The organism is Streptomyces sp. NPDC005017, assembly GCF_042873115.1.
Lineage (GTDB): Bacteria > Actinomycetota > Actinomycetes > Streptomycetales > Streptomycetaceae > Streptomyces.
This window is the reverse complement of sequence record NZ_JBIALD010000035.1, coordinates 63438-76392: the sequence shown is the minus strand read 5'-3', so window position 1 is coordinate 76392 and position 12955 is coordinate 63438. Positions and strand designations below refer to the sequence as shown.

General features: G+C 73.3%; 10 protein-coding genes. 7 read left to right on the top strand and 3 right to left on the bottom strand.

The window, feature by feature from the left end; genetic code table 11:
- The first annotated feature begins 342 nt into the window (after positions 1 to 342).
- From ACFYR0_RS34710 to ACFYR0_RS34685, 6 genes are all read left to right on the top strand, one after another.
- Positions 343 to 1488, top strand: coding sequence for a DUF4190 domain-containing protein (locus ACFYR0_RS34710; protein WP_389337305.1), 1146 nt, complete (start codon positions 343 to 345; stop codon positions 1486 to 1488).
- 190 nt (positions 1489 to 1678) lie between these two features.
- Positions 1679 to 2431: a GntR family transcriptional regulator gene (locus tag ACFYR0_RS34705; protein ID WP_389337302.1), complete on the top strand. Its 753-nt coding sequence runs from the start codon at positions 1679 to 1681 to the stop codon at positions 2429 to 2431.
- 421 nt (positions 2432 to 2852) lie between these two features.
- On the top strand, positions 2853 to 3047 hold the full coding sequence (locus ACFYR0_RS34700; protein WP_389337299.1) for an SPOR domain-containing protein: 195 nt from the start codon (positions 2853 to 2855) through the stop codon (positions 3045 to 3047).
- Positions 3048 to 3100: 53 nt separating this feature from the next.
- Positions 3101 to 3505: a (deoxy)nucleoside triphosphate pyrophosphohydrolase gene (locus tag ACFYR0_RS34695; protein WP_389337296.1), complete on the top strand. Its 405-nt coding sequence runs from the start codon at positions 3101 to 3103 to the stop codon at positions 3503 to 3505.
- 310 nt (positions 3506 to 3815) lie between these two features.
- Complete coding sequence (locus ACFYR0_RS34690; RefSeq protein ID WP_389337293.1) at positions 3816 to 4241, top strand: ATP-binding protein; 426 nt, start codon at positions 3816 to 3818, stop codon at positions 4239 to 4241.
- Between the two features lie 317 nt (positions 4242 to 4558).
- Positions 4559 to 7168 carry a SpoIIE family protein phosphatase gene (locus tag ACFYR0_RS34685; RefSeq protein WP_389337290.1) on the top strand — a complete coding sequence of 870 codons (2610 nt, stop codon included), beginning with the start codon at positions 4559 to 4561 and terminating at the stop codon, positions 7166 to 7168.
- A gap of 1 nt (position 7169) precedes the next feature.
- On the opposite strand, the gene ACFYR0_RS34680 is transcribed toward ACFYR0_RS34685, so the two are convergent.
- Positions 7170 to 8816, bottom strand: a complete 1647-nt coding sequence (locus tag ACFYR0_RS34680; RefSeq protein WP_389337287.1) for a hypothetical protein — start codon at positions 8814 to 8816, stop codon at positions 7170 to 7172.
- 90 nt (positions 8817 to 8906) lie between these two features.
- Here ACFYR0_RS34680 and ACFYR0_RS34675 point away from each other — a divergent pair, with 90 nt between their 5' ends.
- Positions 8907 to 10133, top strand: a complete 1227-nt coding sequence (locus ACFYR0_RS34675; RefSeq protein ID WP_389337284.1) for a hypothetical protein — start codon at positions 8907 to 8909, stop codon at positions 10131 to 10133.
- A 108-nt stretch (positions 10134 to 10241) separates the two neighbouring features.
- Here the strand turns inward: ACFYR0_RS34675 and ACFYR0_RS34670 are convergent, their stop codons facing one another.
- Positions 10242 to 11018, bottom strand: coding sequence for a succinate dehydrogenase/fumarate reductase iron-sulfur subunit (locus tag ACFYR0_RS34670; protein WP_389337281.1), 777 nt, complete (start codon positions 11016 to 11018; stop codon positions 10242 to 10244).
- Complete coding sequence (locus ACFYR0_RS34665) at positions 11015 to 12949, bottom strand: fumarate reductase/succinate dehydrogenase flavoprotein subunit (protein WP_389337278.1); 1935 nt, start codon at positions 12947 to 12949, stop codon at positions 11015 to 11017. Before ACFYR0_RS34665 ends, ACFYR0_RS34670 begins: the two co-directional genes overlap by 4 nt.
- Between the last annotated feature and the right edge of the window lie 6 nt (positions 12950 to 12955).

Sequence of the window (12955 nt, the reverse complement as noted above, 5' to 3'; positions counted from 1 at the left end):
GGGACGCCGCGTACGGCGGGGTGGGGGGGGGGGGGGGGTGTCCGCCCGCAGCGGCCGCCGTCAGACACCAGAACCCCCGTAGGAGGCCAGTCCGGCGGACCGAGGACGGACACCCCCCGCCCCGGCCCCGCACCACCCCCGAACCGATCGCGCTACGCGCACCCCCACCGGACGCGAGCAGGCCGCCGCAGGCGCACGCCCCGCACCCCCCACCCACGTAACGCGCCACCACGCGGACCCACTTGTCCGGTTCGTCACCCGCGTACCGTCACCGACGACGCCAGCCGTACCATGCGCCCAGCCGCACATCTGTTCTGTCGTCGAACCGGGAGCACGGTACCTGTGTCCACACCCCCGCCACCCGGCCCCCAGGGCCCGTACCCGGCACCGGGCCCCTACGGCCCGTACGGTCCGCAGCCGTACCAGCAGCCGTGGCCCCCGTACGGCGCGCAGCGGCCGTCGGTCAACGGGCTGGCGATCGCCGCACTGGTGCTGGGCATCCTCTGCTTCGTGCCTGCCCTCGGCCTGATCCTGGGCCTGGTGGCGCTGCCGCAGATCAGGCGCACGGGCCAGCGCGGCCGGGGCATGGCGGTCGCGGGCGCCGTCCTGTCCTCGGTCGGCATCGCGTTGTGGGCGCTGTTCTTCGTCACGGGCACCGCCTCCGACGCCTGGGAAGGCTTCAAGGAGGCCGCGAAGGACGACATGGTCCTGCGGGTGGACAAGGGCAAGTGCTTCGACACCACCACCGGCTCCCTGGAGGGCATCGCCTACGACGTCGACGAGGTCCCCTGCTCCGGCGAGCACGACGGCGAGGTCTTCGCCACCGTCACCGTCCCCGGCGGCACCTACCCCGGAGACTCCCGCGTCACCGACCTCGCCGACGACAGGTGCTACGAGCTCCAGGACGACTACGTCATGGACGCCTGGGCCCTGCCGGAGGACGTCGACGTCTACTACCTGACGCCGACCCGCGAGAGCTGGCGCGTCGGCGACCGCGAGATCACCTGCGTCCTCGGCAACACCGACCCCAAGGGCACCCTGACCGGCTCGCTGCGTACCGACGGGACCACGCTGGACGCCGACCAGCTCGCCTATCTGAAGTCGGTCGCCGCGCTGGACGAGGTCCTGCTTGAGGAGCCGGAGGAGTACCCGGACGAGGACCTCCCGGCGAACACCGACTGGGCGCGCGACATGGAGGGCGCCCTCGACGAGCAGGCCGCGGCCCTGCGCGAGCACGCCTGGCCGGCCGGGGCGAAGGCCCCATTGGAGGCACTGGCCGACGAACTGGAGGCCTCGGCCGACGACTTCGGCGAGGCGGCGGCGAGCACCGACCCGGACGTCTTCTTCGACCACTACGACCACGGCTACGGCTTCGTGGACGGCGGCGCGACCATCGACGCCCGCGAGGCGCTGGACCTGTCGACGACCCCTCCGGCGTACGACTACGACGACGGGGACGGCGGCGAGGGCGGCGGCCTCGACGTATGACCTCGAGCGGGCCTCGGGCGACGGGGCCCGCCGGGAGGTGTGAGCGCGGCTATAGCGGGGAGAAAGTGCCTGCGTAAAGCCCCTCGGGGTCACTTGTCATCACATCGAGTGATTCTCTGGCCTTTGCTTGCACGGCTCAACCCACGGTTGCCAGTCTGTTGCTGTCTGTACAACCTGATGGGAGCGGCCAGTGACATTCGGTGAGCAGCCGGCGTATCTGCGTGTCGCGGGTGATCTCCGCAAGAAGATCGTCGACGGCTCGCTGCCACCGCACACCCGGCTGCCGTCACAGGCCAGGATCCGTGAGGAGTACGGCGTCTCGGACACGGTCGCGCTGGAGGCCCGCAAGGTGCTCATGGCGGAGGGCCTGGTGGAGGGCCGCTCCGGCTCGGGGACGTATGTGCGCGAGCGCCCCGTGCCCCGAAGCGTGGCCCGCTCCGGCTACCGCCCGGCGAACGGGGCGACCCCGTTCCGCCAGGAGCAGGCGGACACGGGGGCGCGCGGCACCTGGGAGTCCAGGAGCGAGCAGGCCGCGGCGAGCGGGGCCGTGGCCGAGCGCCTCGCGGTCGAGCCGGGCGACCGTGTGATGTGCACGCGGTACGTGTACCGGGAGGCGGGCGAGCCGATGATGCTCTCGACCTCCTGGGAGCCCCTGGCCGTCACGGGCCGCACGCCCGTGATGCTGCCCGAGGAGGGCCCGCTGGGCGGCATGGGCGTGGTCGAGCGCATGCGGGCCATCGACGTGATCGTGGACAACGTCACCGAGGAGGTCGGCGCACGCCCGGGCCTCGCCGAGGAACTGCTGGCCCTCGGCGGCGTCCCCGGTCATGTGGTCGTCGTCGTGCAGCGCACCTTCTACGCGTCGGACCGCCCGGTGGAGACCGCGGACATCGTCATCCCGGCGGACCGCTACCGGGTCTCGTACCACCTGCCGGTGAGATAGCCAGGCCCCCGCGTCCAAGAGCCCGTCCCGCCCCCCACCCCGATCCCATCCGCCCACCCCGAATCCACCCCCCACCGGTGAACCCCAGCACACAGATGCGGAAGCCCCGCTCCCGCGCGCCCCACACGCCTGGCGCACCCGAACCCCCGCGTTGTGCGCCCCGTTGAGTTTCGGCCGTCCTCGCAGGTCGTCCAGGGTGGCTGAGACATGCCGCCCCAGGCATGCGCCGCAGCGCGAGGGCGGCCCGGCCGCCGTTGTGCGCCCCGGAGCTACTGGCCGGTTGCCTACCACCCGCGTACCTCTTTGTGAAAAGGCGTATTCGCTCCGTGAAGGCAGGGCGTAGGCTCAGGCATATGCGGAGTGGGGTTTCCTCAGCGGGCGAGACGCGGCGCGGGTCGCGGGCGGGATGTGGAGGGGTGCGATGAACGACGGCGACACCATCCCCCTTCCCTGGCTCGTCATACGCCAGGACGACAACGGCAATCGCTACCGTGTGGGCCGGTACGCCACCCGCGCGGAGGCGCAGAAGATCGCCGACAGCCTCGACGTCCGCGGCCACAAGCAGCTCTACCTGGTCGAACGCATCGGGCAGAACGGCAACGGCGTACGCAACTGACCCGGCCGGGCGGCCCGTCCGGACGGTGGGCGCGCTCCCGTAGGCTCCGGGGCATGAAGGAACACACCGTGGTCGTCGGCGCCGCACTCGTCGACGACGGGCGGCTGCTCGCCGCGCGGCGCAGCGCGCCCCCCGAGCTGGCCGGACGCTGGGAGCTGCCGGGCGGCAAGGTCGAGCCGGGGGAGACGCCCGAGGCCGCGCTGGAACGGGAGCTGCGCGAGGAACTCGGCGTCGACACGGACGTATTGGCGCGGGTGCCGGGGGAGTGGCCGTTGCGGGAGCCGTACGTGCTCCAGGTCTGGACGGCCCGGCTGCGGCCCGGCTCCGGCGAGCCCAAGCCGCTCCAGGACCATGACGAGTTGCGCTGGCTCGGCCCCGACGAGTTGTGGGACGTCGACTGGCTCGACCAGGACGTGCCGGCCGTGCGACAGGTGGCCGCCGAGGCGCTCGCGCCGTAACGAGTGGGCCCCACGCGCACAGAAGGAAGCCCCCACGCGCACAAAAGGAAGTCTTACGCGCGCGGAAGGAAGCCCCCGCACGCGCGACCGAGCCCCATACGAGCCACCCCCACCGAGGCCACCCCGCCACCCGGCCCCTGGAACCGTCGCACAAGCGCACCCCGTCCCGTGGAATCGGGGCGCGTGAGGCGCGTGCGCGCGGCAGCCGCTGACACGGTGTGCGCCGTTCGTGCCACAGTGCGCCGCCCTCGACGGTAGCCGTCCTCCCATATCGGGTATGTGCCCATTAACCCCATGAAATCGGACATGGGTGGGCTCGTCGGCCTGGGAAGTGATCGGCTTGATCGACACCGAAGGCGACTGCGTGTGGACCTTCCCGGCGGACCCCGGCGCCGTGCGCACGGCTCGCGCCCGCGTCCGCGGCCAACTGCACATCTGGGACCTCGACAGCGTCAGCGACATCGCCGCCCTCCTGGTCAGTGAACTGGTGACGAACGCCCTGCGGCACGCCACGGGCCCGATCGGGGTGCGCCTGGTCCGCCCCGACGGACCGCGCGGGACGCTCCGGGTCGAGGTCTCCGACCCCCTGCCCGAGCCGCCCCACGAGCGCGCGGCCCGCCCCGAGGACGAGAGCGGACGCGGTCTCCAACTGGTGGCGTCGAGCTCGCGCCGCTGGGGTACGCGCCCCGGAGGAAGCGGCAAGACGGTGTGGTTCGAACTCGCCGTACCGAGCTGAACTGCCGCGCCGGGAGAGGCCTCCAGGAAGGTCCCGACCGCCGCGGGGACACGGCTCGGCGGGGGTGGCACGGGTGTACGGCCGGAGCACTCCCGTCGAGCCGCACGAACCGGCTGCCGAGAGGTCACGCCCGGTGTGGTTCGACGACGTGTCTGCTGGTTAGAAGTCTGGAAGTGTTCTCGCAGCAGGGACCGAAAATACTCGGACCATGCTGTGATCGTGAACACCGTGTTGTGCGGCCCCGTTGTACTGGATACTGCGGGCAGCCGCCGCCGGTGACCGGTGCCGGACGCGGTGAGCTGGAGGGGACGGTTCGCGTGAGCGAGATACCAGCGAAGGGCGCGGAGTCCGAGGATCCGTCGGACGGCGCGAGGCCCGGGCCCGAGGGCATCCTCGGGACAGGGACGCCGGCCGCCGACCCGATGTGGCAGAGCAGCCCGCCCGGCTCGATGTACGACTACATCAAGGTCGCCTCCTTCTCCATCGGCCCCGGCGGGCTCGTCGACCAGTGGAGCCTGCGCGCCGAGCAGGTCTTCGGCATCCCGGCCGAACGGGCCGTCGGCATGGACCCGATCGCGACCTTCGTCGACCCCGACCGGCGCGAGCGCGGCCACCGCAAGATGGCCGAGATCCTGGACGGCCGGGAGTGGACCGGCGTGATCCCCTTCCGCACCCCGGGCACCCCGGACGGCGACGGAGGGGAGGACGCGGTCGCCGAGGTCTATGTGATGCCGACCCGGACCGAGGACGGAGCCAAGGCCGCGGTCTGCATCGTCGTCGACGTACGGGTGTTGCGCACCATCGAGACCGATCTCGCCGCGTCACAGGCCATTTTCGGCCAATCACCCTTCGGGTTCCTGCTGATCGACAGCGATTTCAAGGTCCGCCGGGCCAACCAGCGCTTCGCCTCCACCTTCGGCGGCACGCCGGACGACCACCGCGGCAAGGGTGTGCACGACTATCTGCCGCGCGCCGAGGCCGAGCGGGTCTCGGCGACCCTGCGGCGGGTCCTGGAGACCGGCGACTCCATCACCGACATGCATGTCACCGGTTATGTCCCCGGGTCCGAGGAACGCCGGCACTGGTCCATCAACCTCTACCGCGTGCACAGCGGCAGCGGCCGCCCGATCGGCATCGCCTGGCTCGGCACCGACATCACCGCCCGCCGCGCCGCCGCCCGCGAGGCCGCCGCCGCGCGGCGCAATCTCGCCCTGCTGAACGAGGCCGGGGCGCGCATCGGCAACTCCCTCGACCTGGAGACCACCGCGCGGGAACTGCTGGACGTCGTGGTCCCCGGCTTCTGCGACCTCGCCACCGTCGACCTCTACCAGGGCCTGCTGGCGGGTGACGAGACCCCGCCCGGCCTCGCCGACGGCAGCGCCGAACTGCGCCGGGTCGCCTTCGCCAGCGCCGTCGCCGACGTCCCCCTCGCGGGCGCCACCTCGGCCGTTCCGGTGGGCGCCGTCCACCACTACCCGTTCAACTCGCCCGGCGCGGACGCCCTGCGCACCGCCCGCCCCCGGTCCGTCCCGGCCGAGGAGGGCGGCCTCGTGCAGTCCACGCTGGCCGTGCCGATGGTCGCCCACGACACCGTCGTCGGACTCGTGCAGTTCTCCCGTACGAAGGGCAGCGAGCCGTTCGGCGACCGGGACCGCGACCTCGCGGTGGAGCTCGCGGCCCGCGCGGCGGTCTGCATCGACAACGCCCGGCTCTACCGGCGCGAGCACGAGCGGGCGCTGATACTGCAGCGGTCGCTCCTCCCGCCCGGCGACCCCGTCGCCTCCGGCCTGGACATCGCCTGCCGCTATCTGCCCGGCAACGCCTCCACGGGACGCCCCAGCGAGGTCGGCGGCGACTGGTTCGACGTCATAGAACTCCCCGGCCACCGCACGGCCCTGGTCGTCGGCGACGTGATGGGCCGAGGACTGCGCGCCGCCGTGGCGATGGGTGAACTGCGCACCGCGGTACGCACGCTGGCCCTGCTGGACCTGGAACCGGCCGAGGTCCTCTCCCAGTTGGACGAGATCGCCCGCGGCCTCGGCGCGCCGGGCGGGGTGCAGCAGGCCACCAGGGCCGCGCGCCGCCCCCGCGAGGCCGACCTGTCCGAGGTGTACCTCGCGACCTGCGTGTACGCCGTGTACGACTCGGTGACCCGGCGCTGTACGTTCGCCAACGCCGGCCATCTGCCGCCCGTGCTGGTCGAGCCCGGCGAGGCCGCGCTGATGCTGGACGTGCCGCCGGGCATGCCCCTCGGTGTCGGCGGGGAGCCCTTCGAGGAGGTCGAGGTCGAACTCCCCGAGGGCGCGCTGCTCGCGCTCTACACCGACGGCCTCGTCGAGTCCCGCGACCACCCCCTGGACGAGGGGCTCCAGGCGTTCGTCGGAGCGCTCACCGACCCCGCCCGCCCCCTGGAGGACGTCTGCGACCACGTCCTCAACACCCTCGACAGCCATCACGGCGAGGACGACATCGCCCTGCTGATGGCCCGGGTGCAGGGCCTGCCCGCCGAGTCCGTCGGCGACTGGACCCTGCCGCGCGAACCCCGCAGCGTGGGCCGCGCCCGTGAGTACGCCCGAGGGCAGTTGCTGTCCTGGGACCTGGAGCCGCTGGTCGACACCACCGAGCTGCTCGTCAGCGAGCTGGTCACCAACGCGCTGCGGTACGGCGAGGGTGAGATCAGACTGCGGCTGCTGCTGGACCGCACCCTCGTCTGCGAGGTCTGGGACTCCGGCCTGGTCCAGCCCCGGCGCAGGCGGGCCCGCGACACCGACGAGGGCGGCCGCGGTCTCCAGCTCGTCGGCCTGCTCAGCGCCGCCTGGGGCTCGCGCCGCACACCCCGCGGCAAGACGGTCTGGTTCGAACTCCCGCTCCCCGACGGCGAGAACGGCCCGATGGACCCGGCGGAGGCCCTGCTCAGCCTGTTCTGAGTCAGGCCGGGGGGACGTGGGGCGCCCGGCGCCCCCGGCTGTCCGGGCCGCCGAAGGCCGCCGGCGTGTCCGGGAGGCCCGGCAGCAGGATGCCGCCGAGCTGCGCGCCCGCCGAGCCGCTGCCGGGGAGGTCCGCCTCACCGGCCGGATTGCCGTGCAGCAGGACGTCCTGCTCGGCCAGGTCACTTGCGCTCCGCGCCAGTTCGTCAGCCGTGAGCCATGCGGCCGGCTCCGCGCCGAGCAGCCGCCGGGCCTCCGCGAGCCGGGTGCGTGCCTCCGCGCCGACCGCGCCCCGGTGCGTCGCCACGAAGGCGTCCGCGTCCGCGACCGCCCCGCGCGCCAGCAGCAGCCCGGCCCGGGCCCGCGCCCCGTCCCGCCCACCCTCCAGGGGTTCCGCCGCCCGTACGACTCTGCGCAGCGCGTCCACCGGGTCGTACAGCCCGCTCGCCAGCTCCTCCCGGATGGCCTTCAGCACGCCGTCCAGCCGGGCGGCACCCGACCCCGGCTTCCCGGCGGGGGCACCCGCGGAACCGGCGGCCCCGCCCTGTGCCGTCTCCGCCTCCGCGAGGGCGTCAGGCAGGAGGTCGTGCGCCTCGCCCAGCCGCGCGGCGAGCCCGTGCACGGCGTCCAGGAAGACGCCCGCCTGGGCGATCGCCGACTCGGCCGCGCGCAGATGGGCGGCGGCACGGCCGGGGGCGCCCAGATCGGCCGACTGCCGCGCCTGGTTGAGCCGGGTGGTGGCGAACACCAGCCGGTCCTTGGCCTGTTCGATGTTCCCGGTGACCGTGACCCGGGCGGTCGGCGGGAACCGTACGGCCAGGTCGGCGAGGGTGGCCTCGGCCGCCGGGGTACGGCCCGTCAGCTCGCGGAACCTGGCCTCGGCGAACGCCAGGGCGGGGTACAGCCCCTCGCCCTCCAGGGCGCGCAGCGCGTCGAACGCCCCGGCCCGCTCGTCCAGCCGCCGCCCGGCCTCCGCGCAGCGACCGTCGATCCCCGCGAGCGCGTGCCGCCGTGCCGCGGGTTCCCCGGGTACGCCCTCGTCGTACCGCCGGCGGATCCCGAACGCGGCCGCCAGCTCGCCCTCGGCGTCCTCCACAGCCCGCTCGAACGGCTCGACCCGGTCCGGACCGGCCGGAGCCGTGCCGGGCACGGCTTCCCCGGTCCGCACCTCGGGCCCGGCCTCCAGGCTGCCCCGTGCGAAGTCCAGTTCCTCCCGGCTCGTCCGCACGCAGTCGTCCGCCGTCACCAGCGACCGGGCGCTCCGCTCCTCCGCGCCGGAGGCCGGGGGAGCGGCGGTGTGCCCCGCCGGGGCCCGGCCGGGCGGGGCGGGGGCGCCTCTGCGCCTGGTCCGCCGGAGGTACGCGTACGCCGCGAGCGCGCTCGCCGCTCCGGCGGCGATCAGCGGAAGCACCAGGTCGGCCGTCGAGGTCTCCTCCTCCGGCACTTCCTGCGCCACCGCGACGGGCGCCGCCCCTACGGCCGGAACCGTCGCCCCTACGGCCGGAACCGTCGCCTCGGTGCCCGTCGTCATCACCGGCAGCACGAGCCACACCACACCGGCGGTCGCGCCCAGCAGCGTGTGGGCCACGCGCACGGATATGTGGCCCTTCGAGCACCTGAGCCGGCCGCGGGTCATGGTTGGCGTCACATTTCGGAGCGTATGGCCGGGATTGAGGCCCCGCTACCGGGGTGCGCCGAGCCGACGGGCGCCGGGAACACAGGGAGGGGACACCCAGGCATGGAGACAGGCACGGACCCGAAGAAGGACCCCACGGACCCCGTCCCCGTCCCTGCCGACCCCGTCCCTGCCGACCCCGTCCCTGCCGACCCCGTCCCTGCCGACCCGGGTCCCATCCCCGCCGCCCCCGACGGCACCCCCGCCGCCCTCGACGGCACCCCTCCCGACGGAGAACCCGCCACCGCCGACCCCACGCCCGCCCCCGCCCCGGACGCCACCCCCACCCGCGCCCGCCGCCTCCGCCGTATCGCCCTGGCCCTGCTGCTCTCCCTGCTCCTCCCGCCGCTCGCCGCGGCCACCGCCCTCTGGCTGAACTACACCGGCGACCCGGCCCCCGGCACCCGCACCAGGAACCGCGACGCCGTCTGGCTCGGACACGCCTGGGTCGACGGGCGCAAGAAGGACGCGGACGTGCGGGCGCTGGCCCGGCGGCTGGCGGACACCGGCATCCGTGACCTCTACGTGCACGCCGGCCCGCTGGAGCACGACGGCACGCTCCCCGCCTCCGCCCATCCCCGCGCGCGCTGGCTGACCGCGGCCGTCCACCGGGAACTGCCCGGGGTGCGGGTGCAGGCCTGGCTGGGGGACAAGCTGGCCACCGAGGGGCCGGTCGGGCTGCGGCTGGAGAGCGCCGCGACCAGGGCCGCCGTCGTACGGTCCACCCGGCAGGTCCTCGCCGCCGGTTTCGACGGGGCCCACTTCGACCTGGAACCCCTCCACTCGGGCGACCGGGACTACCTCACCCTGCTCGACGCGCTGCGCGCGGTCACCCGCGCCCGGGGGGTCCCGCTCTCCGTAGCCGCGCACCAGATCGACCCGCTGCCCGCGCTGCACTCGGTGGCGGGCGCCCTCACCGGCCACCCCAAGTGGTGGTCGCAGGAGTTCTTCGGCCAGGTGGCCCGCCGCGTGGACCAGATCGCGGTGATGTCGTACGACACGGCGATGCCCCTGGAGAGCCTGTACGGCGGCTATGTCGCCCAGCAGACCTCGCTCGCCCTGGAGGTCACCCCGCCCGGCACCGACCTGCTGATGGGGCTGCCGTTCTTCCACGAGAGCGACATCGGCCACCACGAGTCCGCCGAGACGGTGACCGCGGCGGTGCGCGGCACCCGGCTCGGCCTGTCCCGCACGGACCGCGACCGCGAACGCTTCGGTGTCGCCCTCTACGTCGACTTCGCCGCCGAGGAGGGCGACTGGACGGCGTACCGGGAGGACTGGGTGCGCTGACCCGGACGGGTACGCCCGGCCCCGGTGCGCCGCCCTGACCCGGACCGGTAGCCCGGCTCCGGACGGTACGACCGGCCCCGGTGTGCCGGACGCCCGCCCGGCGGCGCGCTAGCTCTCCTCCCGGCGTCTTCTGATCTTCGAGCCCAGCCAGACCAGCGGGTCGTACTTGCGGTCCACCGCGCGCTCCTTGAGCGGGATCAGGGCGTTGTCGGTGATGTGGATGCCCTCCGGGCAGACCTCCGTGCAGCACTTGGTGATGTTGCAGTAGCCGAGGCCGTGTTCGTCCTGGGCGGTGGCCTGGCGGTCCAGGCCCCTGTCCGCGGCGGAGTCCAGTGGGTGCATGTCCAGCTCCGCCACCCGCATCAGGAAGCGGGGGCCCGCGAAGGCCGCCTTGTTCTCCTCGTGGTCACGGACCACATGGCAGGTGTCCTGGCACAGGAAGCACTCGATGCACTTGCGGAACTCCTGCGAGCGGTCCACGTCCTCCTGCATCATGCGGTACTCGCCGGGCCCCAGTCCGTCGGGCGGGACGAAGGCCGGGATCTCGCGGGCCTTGGCGTAGTTGAAGCCGACGTCCGTGACGAGGTCGCGCAGCACGGGGAAGGCCCGCAGCGGGGTCACCGTGATCGTCTCGGCGCGGTCGAAGACCGACATCCGGGTCATGCACAGCAGCCGCGGGCGGCCGTTGATCTCCGCCGAGCACGAACCGCACTTGCCCGCCTTGCAGTTCCAGCGCACCGCGAGATCGGGCGCCTGGGTCGCCTGGATGCGGTGGATGATGTCCAGCACCACCTCGCCGTCATGGACCTCGACCGTGAAGTCCGTGAGGTCCCCGCCGTCCTGGTCGCCCCGCCACACCTTGAACCGGGCCTCGTAGCCGCTCACTCGTACAGCTCCTCTTCGGCGAGGTACTTGACCAGCTCCTCCTTGTCGAACAGGGCGAGCAGGTCCGGGCGGATGGGTTCGGTGTTCTCCCGTACGAGATCGATCTGGCCGCGCTCCGGGTCCGTGGCGGCCGCTCGGCCCGTGGGGTCGGCCAGCCGGCACAGCAGGTTGACCGGGCGCCATCTCCGGTCCATCGCGGGATGGTCCTCGCGGGTGTGCCCGCCGCGCGACTCGGTGCGCTCCAGCGCGGCCCGTGCCACGCACTCGCTGACCAGCAGCATGTTCCTGAGGTCGAGGGAGAGGTGCCAGCCCGGGTTGAACTGGCGGTGGCCCTCCACCCCGGCCCGCCGCGCCCGTACCCGCAGCTGGGCGAGCTTCTCCAGGGCCTGCCTCATCTCCGCCTCGCGGCGGATGATGCCCACCAGGTCGTTCATGGCCTGCTGGAGCTCCTGGTGCAGGGTGTACGGGTTCTCCGGAGGCCCGCCCGGTTCCACGGCCTCCGCGGAGAAGGGCCGCAGCGCCTCCGCCGCGGCCGCGTCGACCTGCCCGTCGTCCACCTCGGGCCGTGCCCCCGGCAGCCCCGCCGCGTACGCGGCGGCGTGCAGGCCCGCCCGGCGGCCGAACACCAGCAGGTCGGAGAGGGAGTTGCCGCCTAGTCGGTTGGAGCCGTGCATGCCGCCTGCCACCTCACCGGCCGCGAACAGCCCCGGCACCCCGCGCGCCGCCGCCGACTCGGAGTCGACCGCCACCCCGCCCATCACGTAGTGGCAGGTGGGCCCGACCTCCATCGCCTCGGCGGTGATGTCGACGTCCGCCAGTTCCTTGAACTGGTGGTACATGGACGGCAGCCGGCGCTTGATCACCTCGGCCGGCATCCGGGTGGACACGTCCAGGAACACCCCGCCGTGCGGGGAGCCGCGGCCCTCCTTGACCTCGGAGTTGATCGCCCGGGCGACCTCGTCGCGGGGGAGCAGCTCGGGCGGACGCCGGTTGTTCTCCGGGTCCTCGTACCAGCGGTCGGCCTCCGCCTCGCTCTGCGCGTACTTCTCCTTGAACACGTCCGGGATGTAGTCGAACATGAACCGCTTGCCGTCGGAGTTGCGCAGCACCCCGCCGTCGCCGCGCACCGACTCGGTGACGAGGATGCCCTTCACCGAGGGCGGCCAGACCATCCCGGTGGGGTGGAACTGCACGAACTCCATGTTGAGCAGCGGCGCCCCGGCGAGCAGGGCGAGCGCGTGTCCGTCGCCGGTGTACTCCCAGGAGTTGGAGGTCACCTTGAAGGACTTGCCGATACCGCCGGTGGAGATCACCACGGCGGGTGCCTCCAGCACGAAGAAGCGGCCGGACTCGCGCTCGTAGGCGAACACGCCCGAGACCCGGCCGGAGCCGTCCTTGAGCACCCGGGTGACCGTGCACTCCTGGAACACCTTCAGCCGTGACTCGTAGTCGCCGGTCTCGCGGTGGTCCTCCTGCTGGAGCGCGACGATCTTCTGCTGGAGCGTGCGGATCAGCTCCAGGCCGGTGCGGTCGCCGACGTGCGCGAGGCGGGGGTACTCGTGCCCGCCGAAGTTGCGCTGGGAGATCCTGCCGTCCTTCGTACGGTCGAACAGCGCGCCCCAGGTCTCCAGTTCCCACACCCGGTCCGGGGCCTCCTGGGCGTGCAGTTCGGCCATCCGCCACTGGTTGAGGAACTTGCCGCCGCGCAGGGTGTCGCGGAAGTGGACCTGCCAGTTGTCGTGCTCGTTGGCGTTGGCCATCGCCGCCGCGATGCCGCCCTCGGCCATCACCGTGTGCGCCTTGCCGAACAGGGACTTGCAGATCACGGCCGTACGGGCGCCGCGTTCACGGGCCTCGATCGCGGCCCGCAGCCCGGCGCCGCCCGCACCGACCACGACGACGTCCCACTCCTGGCGGTCCACCACGGGCATCAGAAG